We start from the raw sequence: 18,423 nt of genomic DNA, 5'->3' as shown, positions 1-18,423 counted from the left end.
AACCGCCTAGCGCCCTTCCGCAGCGATTTCGAGCGCCAGCCGGCTCATATCGGCAAAGAGCTCCTGGCGCTCGGAATAGTCGGTCAGCTCGCCGATAACCAGATTGTCGACGACGGTCAGCAGCGATAACGCCCTCGCTCCGAAATGCGCTGCGATGCGGTAGAGCGCGCTGGTTTCCATGTCCACGGCCAGCGCTCCAAGCGCTCTTGCTTCGGCATAGCGGGCGTGCGCTTCAGGATGGTAGAATATGTCGGTGCAGACCGTCAGACCGGCGTGGTGGTCGATGCCGAGTTCGGCTGCCTTGGCCAATGCGCAAGCGAGAAGTTCCGCATCCGGACCGGCGTCGGCGTCGTAAAGGCCAAAGACCTGACCGTTCTCGGTATTTTCCGGCCGCGCCCATCGCGAGATCACGAGACTGCGCAGTTTGACCTCCGCGCTCAGGCCGCCGCAGGTGCCGGTTCGGATCAATGTTCGGACACCATAGTAGTCAAGCAATTCATGGGCATAGATCAGGAACGATGAAACACCGATACCCGTCGCCTGAATGCTGACCGGCTGGCCCCGAAAAAGGCCGGTAAACCCGAGCGAACCCCGCCGGCAGTTGACGCAGCGCGGCGCTTCCAGGAATGTCCGCGCCATCCATTCGGCGCGCTGCGGGTCGCCCGGCAGCAATACCGTATCGGCGTAGTCGCCCCTGTCTGCTTCGATGTGCGGCGTCAACAGCTGCTCCCCGAGCCCGCCTGCCCTTCATCCGCAATCATGGCGTTATCAGCGCGTTGCGCAAGTGCGGGGCAACGGACCAATTAGGACTCGAGCACGTCCTTGACGATCGTCGCCAGTTGCTTGAGCGAGAACGGCTTCGGCAGGAACCCGAATTGCGCGTCCGCCGGCAGGTTCCTGGCGAATGCGTCCTCGGCATAGCCGGACACGAAGACGAACTTGATGTCAGGCTGACGCTTGCGCAATTCGCCAAGCAGGGTCGGCCCGTCCATTTCCGGCATCACCACGTCCGAAACGACGATGTCGACCTTGCCGCCAAGCGCTTCGAACACTTCCAGTGCTTCGACCCCCGAGGAGGCCTCGTGCACCGTATACCCGCGCGAGGTCAACGCCCGCATGCCGCCCATGCGCACGGCATCCTCGTCCTCGACCAGCAGCACCGTGGCGGATCCGGACAGGTCCTTGGTGCTGTCGGCCGGTTTGGCCGGCGCCGCGCTCGGCGCTTCACCAGGCTCGGCCGCCGTCTTTGCTTCCGCGATGTGACGCGGCAGGAAGATGCGGAAGATCGATCCCTTGCCGACTTCGGAATCACAGAAAATGAAGCCGCCGGTCTGCTTGATGATGCCGTAGACCATCGATAGGCCAAGGCCCGTGCCCTTGCCGACTTCCTTGGTGGTGAAGAACGGCTCGAAGATCTTCTTCAGCACGTCCGGCGCGATGCCGCTGCCGGTGTCCTCGACTTCGACCACGACATAGTCGGCCGCGGTGAGTTCGCGGTAGGGGAAGGTCTTGCATTCCTCGGTGGTGACATTGCGGGTGCGCACCGTGAGATCGCCGCCGGCCGGCATCGCATCGCGCGCGTTGACCGCCAGGTTGACCACCACCTGCTCGAACTGGCCGATATCGACCTTAACCGGCCATAGGTCGCGGCCGTGATCGATCTTCAGCTTGATGTCGTTGCCGACAAGGCGGGCGAGCAGCATTCTGAGATCGGCGAGCACATCGGTCAGGTTCAGCACCTCCGGCCGCAGCGTCTGCTTGCGCGAGAAGGCCAGCAACTGCCTGACCAGCGAAGCCGCCCGGTTGGCATTCTGCTTGATGTTCATGATGTCGGGGAAGGACGGATCCGACGGCCGGTGATTGGTCAAAAGCAGGTCCGACGCCATGATGATGGCGGTCAGCACATTGTTGAAATCGTGGGCGATGCCGCCGGCAAGCTGGCCGACCGCCTGCATCTTCTGGCTTTGCGCCATCTGGCCTTCGAGCGCCTTCTGCTCGGTCGTGTCGACGGCGTAGACGATGGCCGATTCCTCGGCGCCCTCGCCGCCGGTGCCGTCGGCGACGGCATTGACGTAGAAACGGATATGCCGGTCTTCGTTGCCGGGCAGCACGGTGTCGATCGGATCGATGTCGGCCTGCCGTTGCCGGGCCTTCTCGAAGGCGGCGGCAAAGGCCGGCCGGTCGCGCCCGTGGATCACCGTATCGAGCCGCACCCGGCGATCCACGGCATCCCGGTCGACGACCGAGGAAAACAGCGACAGGAACGGCGCATTGGTGCGCAGGATGCGCCCGCTGGCATCGACGCCGGCGATCGCCATCGGCGTCGAATTGAAGAACCGGGTGAAGCGCACTTCCGAAGCGCGCAGATCGGCGGAAGCATCCTCGCCCTGCGTGCGGTTGAGCACGATCGTGCGCGTCGGGCCGCCAATGCCTTCGCGGCTGGCCGAAACGCGATGCATGAAGCGCACCGGCAGCGCTTCGCCGGTCATCGTCGTCAGGTCGAGATCGATGACGGCGTTGCGTGTCGTGCCGGGATCGGCCTTGACCGAGCGCACCAGCGCCATGCCGTCACCGGCGACGATATCGGGCAAGCTCACCGCGCCAGGCGTGAAGCTGGCGAGATCGATCCCCAGCCATTCGGCGAGCGTGGCGTTGATGTAGGTGACGCGGCCGTCCTGATCGGCGGAGAAGAAGCCTGCCGGCGCGTGGTCGAGATGGTCGATGGCCTTCTGCAGGTCGAGGAAGAAACGCTCCTGCTCGGCCCGCTCCTGCGAAATATCGGCGAGTTGCCAGGCCAGCATGGGCAGCCGCTGGCCCGGAACGCTGAAGGCGCGCGCACGGGCGCGGTACCAGCGGGCGCCCGGTTCGGCGCCGGGCCGGATCGATTGCGCCAGCCGGAATTCGCCGTCGCCAGGCTGGCCGTCGCGCAGGCCGGAGGCCAGCCGGTAGATGGTCACCGAGGCCTCGGGAACATCCGAAAGCAGCCCTTCGACTGTCTTCAGGTCGGCGGCCGACGACGCTCCGGTCATGTCGGCGTACGCCCGGTTGGCGTAGACGACGCGGCCCTTGGTGTCCGTGACCAGGAGCCCCTGCGACATCGAATCCACGAAAGCCTTGGAGAGTTCGTCGCCGGTCGAGCGCGGCGTGATCTGGACGAAGCCGATCGCGGTCGCGAACAGGAAGCCGACGCCGATCATCGCCAGCACGCCGAGCATGCCGAGCAGGAAGGGATCGCCGAGACGCTCGCGGAACAGGCCGAAGACGATCGCGGCCCCCGTCAGAACGACGATGAAGATGATGAGCCGGGTGACCGCGCCGGGTCGCGTGTTCTGGTCGACGATCGGTACCGGATAGAAATCGGCTCGCGCTTCCTTGGCCATATGCCCCCTGCTCGTGAAGTCCGACGTTCCGACACCCGCCCCCTAATGCATGTCGCCCAAAAGTGACTTCGGTTTTGGGAAAACGACCTGCATGAAAACAAGGGCCTAAGGCGCGTCGCATGAATCGGCTTCAGCGCGACGCGCTTTAGCCGGTTGAATCACATTCTCCTAGTCCGGAAAAGGCCCGGGCGGCAAATGTCAGATAAAAATGATGCCGACCGGCCCTCCTAGTGTTTCAAGCTGTTCACGATGCGTGAAAGGTAACTTGCGGTGGCCAGCCGCAACGGTCTAGTGTCGCCTCACTTTCCAAAACCGACCAGGGGAAATCAATGCAGTGGCTGGATAGCGTGGCGGGCCCCGGTTATGCGGCAGCACTCCTGTGGACCTTCGCCGCGCTGATCCTGCTGGTCATCGTGCTCGTCATCATCAGGCTTGTCCGCAACCTGACCTTCGGCACCTTTGTCGCCGGCGGCCGCAACCGCAAGACGCGGCTGGCCGTCATGGACGCCACCGCCGTCGACAGCCATCGCCGGCTGGTGCTGGTGCGCCGCGACGATATCGAGCACCTGCTTCTGATCGGCGGCCCGACCGATGTCGTCGTCGAACGCGACATTCGCCTTGCCGCGCCGCGCCGTCCGGCGCTGACCGGAGATGGCGGCCTGCAGCCTGTCCCTGCCACCGCGGCCCCGGCAAAGCCACGGCCGCCCCAGCCCGCCCCCGCGCCTCCAAGACAGGCACCGGCGCCGCAGCCGGTGACCGCGGCGATGCCCGCCCGCCCGCGCCCGGCAGCGCCGCCACCGGCGCCCGCACCGAAGCCGGCGACGCAACCCTATCAGTCGACCAATGTCACGCCGCTGCCCGCCTATGGCTCCGCCAACGCCAATGTCGTCAAGCACGCGCCGCCGCCGTCAAGGCAGGACAGCATCGACGACACGCTGATGAGGGAACTCGAGGTTTCGCTCGACCAGCCCCGCTCCGGCGTCCCGGCGGGCAAACCGGCGGCCAAGGCGCCGCAGTCCCTCGACGACGAAATGACCAAGCTTCTGGGCGAACTGTCCAGCCAGAAGAGGTAGCGCGCCTGAGCCGCTTGCCGGTGGGCTGGGCTGATTCGGCGCTGAGGTCTCGACAAAAAATGGCCGGTTTCCCGGCCATTTCAACATCGATGTCACCGCAACTCAGCGCGGGAAGTATGGCTCAGTCGTCGCGGTAGACTTTCTCGCGGCGCTCATGCCGCTCCTGCGCTTCGATCGACAATGTCGCGATCGGGCGCGCATCGAGCCGCTTCAGCGCGATCGGCTCGCCGGTTTCCTCGCAATAGCCGTAAGTGCCTTCGTCGATGCGCTGCAGCGCCGAATCGATCTTCGAGATGAGCTTTCGCTGGCGATCGCGGGCCCTGAGCTCGATGGCGCGGTCTGTTTCCGAAGAGGCGCGGTCGGCGAGGTCCGGGTGGTTGGCGTTTTCCTGCTGTAGGATTTCGAGAGTTTCGCGCGCTTCGCGCAATATGTCATTTTTCCAGGTGACGAGCTTTAGGCGGAAGTAGGATTTCTGCCGTTCGTTCATGAACGGCTCGTCTTCGGAGGGTACGTAATCGGCGGTAACGATGTCGTTCATTCGACTCACCCAAACAGCCCCAAATTTGGCGCCTATATATTCGCGACCAAACGCCTGCACAAGCGCAATCGGCCACCGACTCACGCAATTGTTAAAGTATCCCGGCGGCCCTCCTTGGGGCGAGATGCCCCTGATTCGATGGAGAAAGTGCGTCAACCCTTTGCCGCGCAGTCTCCTGTGATTCATCGCGCCGAGAACACGAACCATTGTGCGCCAAGCCGTTCTCGTGGCTAATCGCGGTGCGGTTTCGGCTTTCGGCGTCATGGAGGTTGGGTGAGCAGGCTCTATCTGTTACGGCACGCCAAGGCCGGTTGGGCGCTGCCCGGCATGCGCGATTTCGATCGCCCGCTCGACGCATCCGGCCGCGCCGATGCCGAGATCATCGGAGCGGCCATGCGATCACGGGGCTATGTTCCGGACCTGACGCTGTGCTCCAATGCCAAGCGCGCCAAGGAGACACTCGAGGGTCTGGCCGGCCAGACCGACACCGGCAAGGTTCTGTTTTTCGACACGCTCTACAGCGAGGACGCGGCCGGCTATCTCCGCCTCATCCGGGAGCACGGCGGCCCGGGTTCGCTGCTGGTCATCGGCCACAACCCGATGACGGAGGACCTCGCCATGGCGGTTTCGGGCGACGGCGACGAGACGGCGCGTGCAATGCTCAATCATGGTTTCCCGACCTCGGGCCTGGCGGTGGTGCGTTTCCTCGACGATCTGGCGAAAGCGTCCCAGCACGCCGGCTATCTCGAAGCGTTTCTGACACCGGCCGATCTTTGATCCCGATTTCCCGCACCATTTCAAAGCCGGGTTCCAGAGCCTATATCGGACGGACCGAAGCCCGAAAGATTACATTTTGGCATCATCGCTGACCACCTTCACCGACGAGGCGAGAATTGCCCTCGATACGCTGTCGGGACGTGCCTCAGGGCTTTTTTCTCCGTCGATGCGGTTGGGGGTTACAGGGCTTTCGCGCGCCGGCAAGACGGTGTTCATCTCCGCCCTGGTCCACAATCTGATCCACGGCGGGCGCCTGCCGCTGTTCGAGGCGCAGAAGTCCGGGCGAATCGCACGCGCCTTCCTCGAAGAACAGCCGGATGACGCCGTGCCGCGCTTCCAGTACGAAGATCACATCGCCGCATTGGTCAACGACCGCGTCTGGCCTGATTCGACGCGCGCCATTTCGGAACTGCGGCTGACCATCGAGTATGAATCGGCCTCCGGCTGGAGCCGCGTGTTCTCATCAGGCAAACTGTCGGTCGACATCGTCGATTACCCCGGAGAATGGCTGCTCGACCTGCCGCTGCTCGGCAAATCCTTCGCCGATTTTTCACGCGAGGCCATTGAAATGGCCACTTTGCCGGTGCGTGAGGACCTGTCGCGGGCCTGGCGGGCGATATCCGAAGAGATCGACCCGAACGCCGACGCCGACGAAATGACCGCACGCCGCCTGGCCGAAAGCTTCGCTGCCTATCTCAAGGCCTGCAAGCTCGACGAAAGGGCGCTTTCGACCTTGCCGCCAGGCCGCTTCCTGATGCCTGGCGACCTCGAAGGCTCGCCAGCGCTGACTTTCGCGCCGCTGCCCGGCCTCGGCGACAGGCGCCCGCGTAGCGGCTCGCTCCATGCCATGATGGAAAGGCGCTATGAGGCCTATAAGACGCATGTCGTCAAACCCTTCTTCCGCGAACACATCACGCGTCTCGACCGCCAGATCGTGCTGATCGACGCCATGCAGGCGCTGAATGCCGGTCCCGGCGCCATGGCCGACCTGGAGCGGGCGGTGACCGAGATCCTGGCCTGTTTCCGTCTAGGGCGGGGCAGTTTTCTCACCGACCTGTTTTCGCGGCGCATCGACCGCATCCTGGTCGCGGCGACCAAGGCCGATCACCTGCACCATGAAAGCCATGACCGCTTGCAGGCGATCGTGCGTCGCCTGGCCGACCGTGCCGTGGCGCGGGCGAATTTCACCGGCGCCGACGTCGATGTCGTCGCCATGGCGGCAGTACGCGCGACCCGCGAAGGCACCGTCAAGCAGGGCCGCGAGACTTTGCCGGTCATCATCGGCACGCCGATCGCCGGCGAGAAGATCAACGGTGAAACGTTCGATGGAAAGACGGAAACCGCTATATTTCCCGGCGACTTACCGGAGAAAATTGATGCGGTGTTCGATGTTTCGGGCCCGGATCATAGACAGGACTCCACCGACCCGGCAATCCGTTTTGTCCGGTTCCGTCCGCCAAAACTCGAACGCACGGCCGAAGGCGTCACGCTGTCGCTGCCGCATATCAGGCTCGACCGTGCCCTGCAGTTCTTGATCGGAGACCATCTGGCATGACCGCGCCCCGCAAGCCGGCGGCCTTCCGCATCGAGCCGGAGGCCGCGCCGAGACAACAGACGTCACAGGCGCGCCCGGACGAGCCCTCGCGCAAACCCCGAGCGATGAAGCCCGGCGTCGCGCTGGTCATCCCGGCGGAAGCCGACGTCTTCGACGAACCCGACATCATCGCCGCCGAACCGCCGCCGGCGATCGCCCCCAGGAAGCGCTCGCTGTTCGGCAGCATTTTCTTCGGCGCCATTGGCGTGCTGGTTTCGCTGGCCGTCGGCCTGTGGACCGACCAGCTCATCCGCGATCTGTTCGCGCGCGCCGAATGGCTGGGCTGGCTGGCCGCCGGCATGGCTGTAATCGCCGTGCTGGCGCTGCTGGTGATCCTCATCCGCGAATTCCTGGCGATCGCCCGCCTCGCCGAAGTCGAAAAGCTGCAGAAGCGGGCGCTGGATGCCATCGCCCGCGACGATCCGAAGGCGGCACGGTCGGTGGTCGACGAGCTGTCTGCCTTCGTCGCGGCCAAGCCCGAGACGGCGGCCGGCCGCCGCGCCCTGTCCGAACTGCGCGGCGAGATCATCGACGGTGGCAATCTGGTGCGCCTGGCCGAAGAGGAGATTCTCGGCCCCCTGGACGCCAGGGCCAAGGTGATGATCCTCGAGGCCGCCAAGCGCGTCTCGCTGGTGACGGCGGTCAGCCCGCGGGCGCTTGTCGATGTCGCCTATGTAGTCTTCGAGGCCGGGCGCCTCATTCGCCGCCTGTCGGAACTTTATGGCGGGCGTCCGGGAACGCTAGGGTTCTTCCGCCTGGCGCGCAGCGTGCTGGCGCATCTGGCGGTCACCGGCTCGATCGCTGTCGGCGACAGTTTCGTCCAGCAGATCGTCGGCCACGGCCTGGCGGCACGCCTTTCGGCCAAGCTTGGCGAGGGCGTCGTCAACGGCATGATGACGGCGCGCATCGGCATCGCGGCGATGGAAACCGCGCGTCCCCTGCCCTTCAGCGCCGCGAAGCGCCCGGGCCTGGGCGATTTCCTCTCGGCGCTGACATCGTTTGCGACAAGGAAAGGCGCCGAAACCGCCGAGCCCGGCAAACAAGGTTCGAGCCTTCGAGATGGTTGACAGATTGCGCTTTCGAGCACCGAAAGTGACGAAGCATTAACCAATCTTCTTCATGGTCGAACCGGTTTCAAACAGCCTCTTTGTTGCCGGGTGTCGTCGATGAAAAGCGTAATTCTGTCCAGCATCCTGCCTCTCGCCGCCGCGATCACAGCGGTCGCCGGTATCGCCTCGGGGGCGTCGGCAGCGGAGCCGGACAAACAATTCTTCCATTCGGCCGAAGGCAAATGGGTTGGCCCGGGCGAGATCGTCGCCGGCAAGTACAAGGGCACGAAGTTCAACTGCAGCTTCACGGGCTCGACGCCCGACGGCAAGATGGGCATGACGCTCGACGGCGGCTGCCGGGTCGGCATGTTCACCCAGCAGATGTCGGCCAAGATCGAGCGCAAGGGCCGCGACTACAAGGGCTCTTTCATGGGCGGCGCGGCCGGTTCCGGCCTCGACATTATCGGCGGCAATGTGGTCGACGCCCGCAAGGTGGTCTTCACCATCAACCGCAACCAGCTGCGCGGCGTCATGCAGGCGCGCATTCCCGACGACAATTCGATGACGGTAACGGTTGCCGTCCGCGTCGCCGATCAGCTTGTCCCGGTGATCGGCATGAGCCTGAAACGTGTCGACACCGTCGAAGTCGGTTCCATCGCCCCGAACTGACCATCCTGGATCTTGCCCGAACAAAAAAGCGGCGACCATCAGGCCGCCGCTCGGTTTTGATTCCATCGAATCAGGCGTTAGCCCTTGATCGCCGTAGTCAGCTCGTCATAGGCCTTGCAGGCGTCGGCCAGCGTGGTGGCGCCCTGGTACTTCGTTGTCACCGCCTGGACCTTGGCGGTCAGGTCGGCCGCCTTGGACGGATCCTTGGTGATCGCTTCCTGCAGCGCGGCGGCCATGTCCTGCGCTTTCTTGGTCGCGATCTCCGCCGTGCACTCAGGCGCCTTGGAGCAAGCCGAACCGGCCAGCACCGCCAGGCCGACGGCAACAAACAAAAACTTCTTCATGTCAGTCATCTCCTCAAAAAGGGCGCGACTTGATCGTCGCGCCCTCCAATGGCCGAAGCCGAGCGTCCTTAACCTCTGATTGTGGCAAGAAGCAACGTGGTTGCGGCGTCAACTTGTGTATCGCGCCTGCAACATCGCCTTGGTCCGGATTCGGGGCTATTCGATCCCCGCCGAAGCCCGTATCTTTGCGCCCTTGTCACACGACTTCACAATCGAAAACGATCCTCGAACGAGCGGAATGACGGCATGGCGGCAGAGGCATCGGGCAGCGATCTGGTCCAGGTGGTGGCGCTGCTTGCTGCCGGCGTCGTCGCCGTTCCCATCTTCAAGCGCATGGGGTTGGGCTCGATTCTCGGCTACCTGGCCGCCGGCGTGGTGATCGGACCGTTCGGCCTGCGCATCTTTTCCGAATCGGAAGCCATCCTCCATGTCGCCGAACTCGGCGTCGTCATGTTCCTGTTCATCATCGGGTTGGAAATGCAGCCGTCGCGGCTATGGGGCCTGCGCCGCGAGATTTTCGGGCTCGGCGCGTTTCAGGTCGGGGTCTGCGCAGTCCTGCTGACCGGCGTTGGAATGGCCGGCGGGTTTCCAGTCTCGCAATCCTTCGTTGCCGGCGCCGGATTCGTGCTGACCTCGACGGCAATCGTCATGCAGCTCCTCGAGGAACGCGGCGAAATAGCCTCGCCGAAAGGCCAGCGCATCGTCTCCATCCTGCTGCTGGAAGACCTCGCCATCGTGCCGCTGCTGGCCCTGATCGCGTTCCTGGCGCCCGGCGGCGCCGATACCAGCCTGTCGGAGCGGCTGACAGAGGTCGGTATAGGCCTTGCCGCGATCGTCGGGCTGGTGGTGGCCGGGCGCTATCTGCTCAACCCCTTCTTCCGCATCCTGGCGGATGCCCGTGCCCGCGAAGTCATGACGGCCGCCGCGCTTCTGGTCGTGCTCGGGTCGGCGCTCGCCATGCAGCTCAGCGGCCTGTCGATGGCGATGGGTGCGTTCCTGGCCGGCGTGCTTCTGTCCGAATCGACCTTCCGCCATCAGCTCGAGGCCGACATCGAACCGTTCCGCGGCATCCTGCTCGGCCTGTTCTTCCTCGCGGTCGGCATGTCGCTCGACCTGCATGTCGTGGCCGCGAACTGGAAGCTGATCGCCATCTATGTCGTCGCCTACATGGCAATGAAGGCGTTCGGCATCTATGCCGTCGCCCGCATCCTCAAGACAGGCCATCGCGAAGCGCTTGAACGCGCGGTTTTCATGGCGCAAGGCGGCGAATTCGCCTTCGTTCTCTATTCCGCGGCCGCCGCTGTCGGCATCATCGACAACCAGGCCAATGCGACACTCACCGCCATCGTCATCATCTCCATGGTGCTAACCCCGCTGGCCATCGTGGCGTTGCGGTACCTGACGCCGCACGACGAGCAGTCGCTCGATGGGGTCGATGTCGCCGACGGTCTGAGCGGCAGCGTACTGATCATCGGCTTCGGCCGCTTCGGGCAGATCGCCAGCCAGCCGCTGCTGCTGCGCGGCATCGATGTGTCGATCATCGACAACGACGTTGAGATGATCCAGGCGGCGGCCGACTTCGGCTTCAAGGTCTATTATGGCGACGGCACGCGGCTCGATATCCTCCATGCCGCGGGTGCCGGCAGGGCGCGCGCCGTGCTCATCTGCGTCGACAAGGCCGATGCCGCCGTTCGCATCGCCGAGCTTGTCAAAGCCGAGTTCCCCTTGCTGACCGTACTGGCCCGCGCCTTCGATCGCGGCACGGCACTGCAGCTCATTCGCGCGGGCGTCGATTTCCAGCTGCGCGAGACCTTCGAATCGGCGCTGGTGTTCGGCGGCTCGGCCCTGGAATCGCTCGGCGTGGATCCGGAGGACGTGGCCGAAACGATTGAGGATGTCAGGCGCCGCGACACCGACCGTTTCGAAACCCAGCTCGCCGAAGGCATCCGCGCCGGACAGCGTTTCCTCAGGGGCAATATCGGAACGCCGATTCCGACGCCGCTGTCCACGCCGCGACGTGCCGGTCAGGCCCTCAATGAAGAGACGGCCGGCGTCCTGCATAAATCCGAAACTGCCGATTGAATCCGCCGATTGAATAGGGAACCACGCATGGAATTGGACAGCAGAGCCCTGTCGGTCAGCAAATTCTGGCGTGACGCCGGCGAGGACGCATGGTTCGAGAAGAACGAGGCCTTCGATACCGACTTCCGCAATCGCTTTCTCGACCTGCACTACGCAGCCGCGCGGCGTGAATGCGACGGCTGGTCGGATCATGCCGAAGGCTCGCTGGCGCTGATGATCCTGCTCGACCAGTTTCCGCGCAATTGCTTTCGCGGCACCGGCCATATGTGCGCCACCGACCCGCTTGCCAGGCATTTCGCTCAAAAAGCGGTCATGGCTGGCCACGATCTGTTGCTCGAACCCGAACTCCGCGTGTTCCTGTATTTGCCATTCGAGCACTCGGAACTGCTCGCCGATCAGGAAAGGTCCGTGGCGCTCACCGCCGCCAATGCGCCGGAATACCTCAAATATGCCGAGGAGCACCGCGACATCATCCAGCGCTTCGGCCGCTTTCCGCACCGCAACAGGATGCTCGGCCGCGAAACCACGCCGGAGGAAAAGGCATTTCTGGACGGTGGTGGTTTCTCTGGCTGATGCCCAGCCCGCCTAGGGTAGCCACCAGTCGCGGCCGGATGGCAGTCGCTCGATGCCTGATGCGTCGACGGCCCCCAAGCGCTCGGCCACGCTACGGCCGGCAACCGCCAGACCGGGCGCGATCTCGGCCAGCGGCGCCAGGACGAAAGCGCGTTCCAGCATGCGCGGATGCGGCACTTCCAGCCCCGTCTCATGGATGACACGGTCACCGAACACCAGAATGTCGATGTCGATCAGGCGCGGCCCCCAGCGCTCCTCGCGCACCCGCTTCAGCTTGCGCTCCGCGTCGAGGCAGAGGTCGAGCAGCGCGCGAGGCGAAAGCCGCGTCGACAGTTCGGCGGCGGCGTTGAGGAAATCCGGCTGGTCGAGCTTGCCCCAGGGCGGCGTGCGGTAGAGCGAGGAGACGGCGGCCACGCTTGTATCGGCATCGGCGTCGAGAATGCGCAGCGCCGCGGCCATCGAGGCCGCCGGGTCGCCGAGATTGCCGCCGAGGCTGAGATAGACGGTGTTATTCTGGCCAGACAACGGTCACCTCGACGTAATCGAGCACGCCGGGCACCGGTGCGTTGGGCTTGCGCACGGTGATTTCGGCCTTCCTGATTTGGGGAAACCGTTCCGTCAGCGCCTTTGCCACCTCCATTGCCAGGGCCTCGATCAGGAAGCGCCGCTCCCCGGTGATGATCTTCTCGATCACCATGAAGGCGATGCCGTAATTGACGGTCTCCCCGATCGCGTCGTCGACAAGGGCGCGTCCGGGTTCGACGGACAGCACCGCGTCGACATAGAAACGCTGGCCCAGCGCCTCCTCCTCGTCCAGCACGCCATGCCGGGCAAAGAAGGCGCAGTTTTTCAAGCGGATGACATACATGGCTCAGCGTCCCGGTCCTTAGAGCGACGTGCGTCCACTTGGACGCACGAAGTACGCTCTAACACTTCTGAATCTACGCATCGTGCTTTCCGAAAATCGATCCCGATTTTCGGGCCGATGCGGCGGTTTCACGTGCCAGCATAGCATCCGCCATGGCCAGTGCGTCCACGTTGATTGCGACATCGTGGACGCGAAACAGATGCGCGCCCTTGAGCCTGAGGATGACGCTGGTCGCCGCCGTTCCAGCGGCGCGGTCGGCCGCATCGCGGCCGGTGACGGTGCCGATGAAGCGCTTTCGCGAGGTGCCGGCCATCAGCGGAAAGCCGAGCCCATGAAGCTCGGAGAACCGCGCCATCAGGTCGAGGTTTTCCTCCGCCGTCTCCTTGGCGAAGCCGAAGCCGGGGTCGAGCACGATATGGTCGTCGGCGACACCGTGCCCGCGGGCGATCTCCAGCGATTTTCCCAGGAAAGCCAACTGGTCGGCAATGACGTCGGGCAGCTTCTCGCGATCCCGCCCGGTATGCATGATGATGAGCCCGGCACCGGTTTCAGCCGCGATGCGCGCAATGTCAGGTTCGCGCTGCAAGCCCCAGACATCGTTGACGATGTGCGCGCCGGCAGCCACCGCAAGGCGCGCGGTTTCGGCACGATAGGTATCGACGGAAATCAGCACGTCGCCGGCGCTCGCCAGCGCCTCGATTACAGGCAGGACGCGCGCCTGTTCCTCCCCGGCCGATACCGCGCCAGCGCCGGGCCGGGTCGATTCTCCCCCGACATCGACAATCCCCGCCCCTTCGGCGATCATGCGGCGTGCCTGAGCCAGCGCCGTCTCGATCCCACTAAACAGGCCGCCGTCGGAAAAGCTGTCAGGGGTGACGTTGAGGATGCCGGCAACCACGGCTCTTTCGCCAAGGTCGAGATGGCGTCCATGGGCCAGTTGCCATCGCCTCGCCGTCATTGCTCGTCAACCTTGGAGAATGATGCCGAAAAATGTGAAGCGGTTTTCGGACGACATCATGCTCTACCCCTTTGATTTAGAGGCGGATTCAGATTTCAGGTCGAACCGACCTGAAATCATCCGACTCTAGGCTCATCAACGATGTGTGATCCGCATCGGATCAATTCCGTTGCGCCGGCAACGGCCGTAAAGCAAGGTGCTCGAAGAGGCAACATGATGAAACGATCCCTGCTCTGCGCACTGCTGCTTGCCATGACCGCCATCCCGGCGGGCGCGGCCAGCCTCGTGAAGACATACAGCTATTTTTCCATCGGCGGCAGCACCCTCGACGATATCGAGACGCAGCTTTCCAAACACGGGCCACAGGTCAAGAGCACTGGTTCCCGCCACCCCGGCGCCACCCAGATGGCCTTCACCACCCGCATCAGCTACGCCCGGCAGGCAGGTTCCTGCCGGATCGCCGACGCCGCCGTGACCGTCAAGGTCAAGGTGATCCTTCCGGAATGGCGCCGCCCCCGCAAGGCGGACGCCGACGTGAAGCTGTTCTGGGACACGCTGTCGGCCGACATCAAGCGCCATGAGGAGCGCCATGTCGAGATTGCCAAGAACCATGCCCGCAAGCTGGAAGAGGCGCTGAAGGCGACCTATCCGCGGAAGGATTGCGATGCGGCAAAGGCCAAGGCGGCCCAAATCACCGCCGCCGTCCTCGCCGAGCACGACCGCGCCCAGGTGCAGTTCGACCGCGTCGAGAGCGTCAATTTCGAAAGCCGCATCCTGCGGCTCCTGCGCTATCGCATCGAGCGCATCGAGAGTGGCCAATTGCGGCCGCCGGCCTGAATTTTCCTCGGCGCATCCATGGCGCCAACCCGGTCGAAGCGTAGTGCCAGGTTCGAAAAATTTGCGAGCGGCGGTCGAAATCGGCCTATAGGGAACGACATATCACGGGTTGGCAGCGCACGACCCATAGAGCACGAGCACCACGACCGATCGCGTGGCGGACACACCAGGCCGGCCCTGTCGGTGAACCGCACGGCGCGCAAGCACATGGACAAAAGACTATGGACCAGGCTGTCGACAAGCAGACCATGACGGCTGCAGCCACGCCGCTGACCGAAAGCGAGAAGAACGCCATCATCGCCGGCGTGCTTCTGTCGATGCTGTTGGCGGCGCTCGATCAGACCATCGTCGCGCCGGCGATGCCGACCATCGGCCACGCGCTCGGCCATGCGCAATATCTGCCATGGATCGTCACCGGCTACCTCCTGACCGCGACCGCCATGGCACCGCTCTACGGCAAGATCTCGGACGTTTATGGCCGCCGGCCAACCGTTTATGCCGCCATCCTGATCTTTCTCCTCGGATCGGTGGTCAGTGCGATGGCGCCAAACATGTTTGTGCTGGTCGTCGGCAGGGCCATCCAGGGCGCCGGCGGTGGCGGCCTGTTCACCTTGACGCAAACCGTCATCGGCGACCTCGTCCCGCCACGCGAACGAGCGCGCTACGCCGCCTGGATCTCCGGCACCTGGGCCGTCGCCAGCATCGCCGGGCCCCTGCTTGGCGGCACCTTCGCCGAACATCTTCACTGGTCGCTGATTTTCTGGATCAACATCCCGCTCGGCCTGCTGGCGATGGCGATCATCAACAACCCGCTCAAGAAGCTGCCGATCGCCGCCAAGCATCATCGCATCGACGGCCTGGGCGCGCTGCTGCTGGTCGCGGCCACGGCCTTGCTGCTGCTGGCGCTCAACTGGGGCGGCAGCGAGTACCCGTGGCTGTCCGGCGAAATCATCGGGCTGCTGGCGGCGTCCGCGGTTTTCTGGGCGGCGTTTTCGCTGCGGCTGCTGCGCGCGGCCGAACCGCTCATCTCGCTTGAAGTGCTGAGCAACCCGATCGTCCGCGCCGGCACCTTGTCGATGTTCCTTCTGCAGGCTGCCAACATAGGCCTGGCGGTCTACCTGCCTGTCTACCTGCAGTCGATCGTCGGCCTTTCGGTCAGCGAGTCGGGTCTTGCGATGCTGGGGCTGCTGCTTGGCACCGTGGCCGGCGCGACATTCAGCGGGCGAACAATACCGCGCTTCGTCCACTACAAGCGGATCGCCATGGTGGGCGTGCTCTTCTCGATCATATGCCTCGGCCTGCTCGCCCTCGTCGCCGGACACGCTTCGCTGCTGGTTGTCGAAGTCCTGACGGTCTGCATCGGCCTGGGCAGCGGGACGACCTTCCCGGTCGCCACCGTATCGGTCCAGAACGCCGTCGACCGGGCGCATCTTGGCGTCGCAACCGGCGTGCTGACCTTCCTGCGTTCGCTGGGCAGCGCGCTGGGCGTTGCAATGCTCGGCGCCGTCGCCCTCGGCTATGGCCTGCCGCTGGCCGGCGAAGGCACGCTGGCCGTCGGCCAGGTCATATCCGCCGAGCCCTTCGTGATGATCTTCCTTGTCGCCGCGGCGACGCTGTTCCTGGCGCTGATCACGCTTGCGTCGATGCCGGAAAAACCGCTTCGCGGCCAGGCCGAGCACCCGCCGGTGATGGCCGAGTAGAGCCGGTCAGCCAGGTCACTCCACCACGCCGAGCTTCTTTTGCAGGCTCGTGGACGATGTCGTGTACTGGAACACGATACGTTCGCCGGGGCTGATGATGCGCTTGGCGGCCTGCGCCATCAGCGCCACCTCGTGAAAACCCGACAGGATCAGCTTCAGCTTGCCGGGATACCAGTTGATGTCGCCCACCGCGAAAATGCCGGGCACCGATGTCTGGAACTTCTCGGTGTCGACCGGGATCAGGTTTTCGTGGAGATTGAGCCCCCATTCCGCGATCGGGCCGAGCTTCATGGTCAGGCCGAAGAATGGCAGCATGCGGGTGCAAGGCACCTCGACATCGCCCTCTGGACCACCCTTGATCGTCGCGGATGAGAGCTGGCCGTCGGCGCCGGTGAGCCCGGTCACCTGGCCAACCCTGAATTCCAGCTGCTTCATCTCCTGCATGGCATACATCTTGTTGACGCTGTCCGGCGCCGCCCGGAATTCGGGCCGTCGGTGAACCAGCGTGACGCTCTTTGCCACCGGCTGCAGGTTCAGCGTCCAGTCGAGCGCCGAGTCGCCGCCGCCGACGATGACCAGGTCGTGGCCGCGAAAATCCTCCATCCGGCGCACCGAATAGAAGACGCTCTTGCCTTCATAGGGTTCGATGCCGGGGATCGGCGGGCGCTTCGGCTGAAACGAGCCGCCACCGGCGGCGATCACCACCACCTTGGCCTCGAACACCTCATTTTCGTCCGTGGTGACGCGAAAGCTGCCATCCTCCAGCTTCTCGAGGCTGGAAACCATGCGGTTGTAGGTGAAATCCGGCTTGAACGGCGCGATCTGCTCGAGCAGCTTGTCGACCAGCCCCTGCGCCGAGATCGAAGGCCAGCCGGGAATGTCGTAGATCGGCTTCTCCGGATAGAGTTCCGCGCATTGGCCGCCCGGCCGGTCGAGAATATCGATCAGGTGGCACTTCATGTCGAACAGGCCGAGCTCGAACACCGAAAACAGGCCGACCGGCCCTGCCCCGACAATGAGGACGTCTGTGCTGATGGTGCCGGTCATGCGCTCTGCCTCGCTGCTGTGTTGGCGTGAGACTGCATGACCACCGGCTCGCTGCCAAGCGGCAGCGGGAAAAATCGGCTTTTCAGCCCTGGCGCTCCGGCACCCGCACGATGAGGCCATCGAGTGCGTCGCGCACCTTGATCTGGCAGGAAAGCCGCGAATTCGGCTGGACCTCGTAGGCGAAGTCCAGCATGTCCTCTTCCATCGCCTCCGGCTCTCCGACTTCGGCCGTCCACGCCTCATCGACATAGACATGGCAGGTCGCGCAGGCGCAGGCGCCGCCGCACTCCGCCTCGATCCCAGGCACGGCGTTGCGGATTGCGTTTTCCATCACCGTCGAGCCGTTTTCGGCATCCACGTCGAAATGTGTGCCGTCATGGGCGATGAAGGTCAGCTTTGTCATTTGTCACCTGAGAGTTTCCGCCGAGATAATCACTCCGGCAGACAAGTCAACTGCCGCGCGAAAGCGCCGCTCGGTGACGTTTTTCCGCAAACCGGGATCAGCGATTGATGGCGGCGATGAAATCGCGCACTTCGTCGATCAGCGTGCCAAGCCGTTTGAGTGTCTGACCGTCCTCCGGACGACGCTCGATTTCGGTGGCGCAATCGGCGATGGCGAAGGCGCCGACGCCGCGCGCCGAGCCTTTCAGCCCATGCGCCAGCAGAAGCCGGCCCTTGACGTCGGCGTCGACTATTTTGTCGCGCACAGACAGCGCCTGCTGTACAAACAGCGCCAGCACCTCTTGCTCGAGGGCGCGATCGCCCATCGTTTGCCGGGCAAGGTGTGCCAAATCGACCGGCCGGGACTGCCTCGTTCCCGATACGTCGCCCCCGGGCATTGAGAAGGCAATGCCGCTTTCGCCACGCATGAACTCGAACTCCGTTTTCTTCGGTCGCCTGAAAAACTAGGCGAATCCAGTGGACAACGAGTTAA

General features: G+C 64.2%; 19 protein-coding genes. 9 read left to right on the top strand and 10 right to left on the bottom strand.

What is annotated here, in order from left to right; all coding sequences use genetic code 11:
* Positions 1 to 6: 6 nt before the first annotated feature.
* Positions 7 to 720: a DeoD-type purine-nucleoside phosphorylase gene (locus tag FJ978_RS00250; protein ID WP_013895273.1), complete on the bottom strand. Its 714-nt coding sequence runs from the start codon at positions 718 to 720 to the stop codon at positions 7 to 9.
* An 83-nt stretch (positions 721 to 803) separates the two neighbouring features.
* The gene (locus FJ978_RS00245; protein ID WP_013895272.1) at positions 804 to 3,380 is read right to left on the bottom strand and encodes a PAS domain-containing sensor histidine kinase; all 2,577 of its coding nucleotides are present in this window, start codon (positions 3,378 to 3,380) and stop codon (positions 804 to 806) included.
* A 329-nt stretch (positions 3,381 to 3,709) separates the two neighbouring features.
* On the opposite strand from FJ978_RS00245, the gene FJ978_RS00240 reads away from it, so the two are divergent.
* Complete coding sequence (locus tag FJ978_RS00240; protein ID WP_140569318.1) at positions 3,710 to 4,453, top strand: flagellar biosynthetic protein FliO; 744 nt, start codon at positions 3,710 to 3,712, stop codon at positions 4,451 to 4,453.
* 121 nt (positions 4,454 to 4,574) lie between these two features.
* On the opposite strand, the gene dksA is transcribed toward FJ978_RS00240, so the two are convergent.
* On the bottom strand, positions 4,575 to 4,991 hold the full coding sequence (gene dksA, locus FJ978_RS00235) for an RNA polymerase-binding protein DksA (RefSeq protein ID WP_006202025.1): 417 nt from the start codon (positions 4,989 to 4,991) through the stop codon (positions 4,575 to 4,577).
* 273 nt (positions 4,992 to 5,264) lie between these two features.
* On the opposite strand from dksA, the gene FJ978_RS00230 reads away from it, so the two are divergent.
* From FJ978_RS00230 to FJ978_RS00215, 4 genes are all read left to right on the top strand, one after another.
* Positions 5,265 to 5,768, top strand: a complete 504-nt coding sequence (locus FJ978_RS00230) for a histidine phosphatase family protein (RefSeq protein WP_013895270.1) — start codon at positions 5,265 to 5,267, stop codon at positions 5,766 to 5,768.
* A gap of 76 nt (positions 5,769 to 5,844) precedes the next feature.
* Positions 5,845 to 7,323, top strand: a complete 1,479-nt coding sequence (locus FJ978_RS00225) for a YcjX family protein (protein WP_140569316.1) — start codon at positions 5,845 to 5,847, stop codon at positions 7,321 to 7,323.
* Complete coding sequence (locus tag FJ978_RS00220; RefSeq protein WP_140569314.1) at positions 7,320 to 8,429, top strand: YcjF family protein; 1,110 nt, start codon at positions 7,320 to 7,322, stop codon at positions 8,427 to 8,429. Before FJ978_RS00225 ends, FJ978_RS00220 begins: the two co-directional genes overlap by 4 nt.
* Positions 8,430 to 8,528: 99 nt before the next feature.
* Positions 8,529 to 9,080, top strand: a complete 552-nt coding sequence (locus tag FJ978_RS00215; RefSeq protein WP_013895267.1) for a hypothetical protein — start codon at positions 8,529 to 8,531, stop codon at positions 9,078 to 9,080.
* A 77-nt stretch (positions 9,081 to 9,157) separates the two neighbouring features.
* On the opposite strand, the gene FJ978_RS00210 is transcribed toward FJ978_RS00215, so the two are convergent.
* Positions 9,158 to 9,424, bottom strand: a complete 267-nt coding sequence (locus tag FJ978_RS00210; protein ID WP_013895266.1) for a hypothetical protein — start codon at positions 9,422 to 9,424, stop codon at positions 9,158 to 9,160.
* Between the two features lie 246 nt (positions 9,425 to 9,670).
* Between FJ978_RS00210 and FJ978_RS00205 the strand changes: the two genes are divergently transcribed.
* Together FJ978_RS00205 and FJ978_RS00200 are read left to right on the top strand one after the other, a co-directional pair.
* Positions 9,671 to 11,506, top strand: a complete 1,836-nt coding sequence (locus FJ978_RS00205) for a monovalent cation:proton antiporter-2 (CPA2) family protein (RefSeq protein ID WP_023769333.1) — start codon at positions 9,671 to 9,673, stop codon at positions 11,504 to 11,506.
* A gap of 27 nt (positions 11,507 to 11,533) precedes the next feature.
* Positions 11,534 to 12,079, top strand: a complete 546-nt coding sequence (locus tag FJ978_RS00200; RefSeq protein WP_140569312.1) for a DUF924 family protein — start codon at positions 11,534 to 11,536, stop codon at positions 12,077 to 12,079.
* A 12-nt stretch (positions 12,080 to 12,091) separates the two neighbouring features.
* On the opposite strand, the gene folK is transcribed toward FJ978_RS00200, so the two are convergent.
* From folK to folP, 3 genes are all read right to left on the bottom strand, one after another.
* On the bottom strand, positions 12,092 to 12,604 hold the full coding sequence (folK, locus tag FJ978_RS00195; protein ID WP_013895263.1) for a 2-amino-4-hydroxy-6-hydroxymethyldihydropteridine diphosphokinase: 513 nt from the start codon (positions 12,602 to 12,604) through the stop codon (positions 12,092 to 12,094).
* Entirely contained in the window at positions 12,588 to 12,947 is a 360-nt protein-coding gene (gene folB / locus FJ978_RS00190) for a dihydroneopterin aldolase (RefSeq protein ID WP_023769331.1), read from the bottom strand. Before folB ends, folK begins: the two co-directional genes overlap by 17 nt.
* Positions 12,948 to 13,020: 73 nt before the next feature.
* On the bottom strand, positions 13,021 to 13,905 hold the full coding sequence (gene folP / locus FJ978_RS00185; RefSeq protein WP_013895261.1) for a dihydropteroate synthase: 885 nt from the start codon (positions 13,903 to 13,905) through the stop codon (positions 13,021 to 13,023).
* A 213-nt stretch (positions 13,906 to 14,118) separates the two neighbouring features.
* Between folP and FJ978_RS00180 the strand changes: the two genes are divergently transcribed.
* Together FJ978_RS00180 and FJ978_RS00175 are read left to right on the top strand one after the other, a co-directional pair.
* Positions 14,119 to 14,742, top strand: a complete 624-nt coding sequence (locus tag FJ978_RS00180) for a DUF922 domain-containing protein (RefSeq protein ID WP_181176735.1) — start codon at positions 14,119 to 14,121, stop codon at positions 14,740 to 14,742.
* Positions 14,743 to 14,963: 221 nt separating this feature from the next.
* Positions 14,964 to 16,442, top strand: a complete 1,479-nt coding sequence (locus FJ978_RS00175) for an MDR family MFS transporter (protein ID WP_140569308.1) — start codon at positions 14,964 to 14,966, stop codon at positions 16,440 to 16,442.
* Between the two features lie 15 nt (positions 16,443 to 16,457).
* Here the strand turns inward: FJ978_RS00175 and FJ978_RS00170 are convergent, their stop codons facing one another.
* From FJ978_RS00170 to FJ978_RS00160, 3 genes are all read right to left on the bottom strand, one after another.
* On the bottom strand, positions 16,458 to 17,489 hold the full coding sequence (locus tag FJ978_RS00170; RefSeq protein ID WP_140569306.1) for an NAD(P)/FAD-dependent oxidoreductase: 1,032 nt from the start codon (positions 17,487 to 17,489) through the stop codon (positions 16,458 to 16,460).
* An 82-nt stretch (positions 17,490 to 17,571) separates the two neighbouring features.
* Entirely contained in the window at positions 17,572 to 17,892 is a 321-nt protein-coding gene (locus FJ978_RS00165) for a 2Fe-2S iron-sulfur cluster-binding protein (protein WP_027144910.1), read from the bottom strand.
* A gap of 97 nt (positions 17,893 to 17,989) precedes the next feature.
* A complete protein-coding gene (locus FJ978_RS00160) occupies positions 17,990 to 18,358 on the bottom strand; it encodes an Hpt domain-containing protein (RefSeq protein WP_013895256.1) in 369 nt (122 codons plus the stop codon).
* Positions 18,359 to 18,423: the final 65 nt, after the last annotated feature.

Origin of the sequence: Mesorhizobium sp. B1-1-7, assembly GCF_006442705.1 — a bacterium.
Taxonomy (GTDB): Bacteria; Pseudomonadota; Alphaproteobacteria; order Rhizobiales; family Rhizobiaceae; genus Mesorhizobium; species Mesorhizobium opportunistum.
Note: the sequence above shows the minus strand (reverse complement) of the source record. Positions and strands in the feature narration are given on the sequence as shown.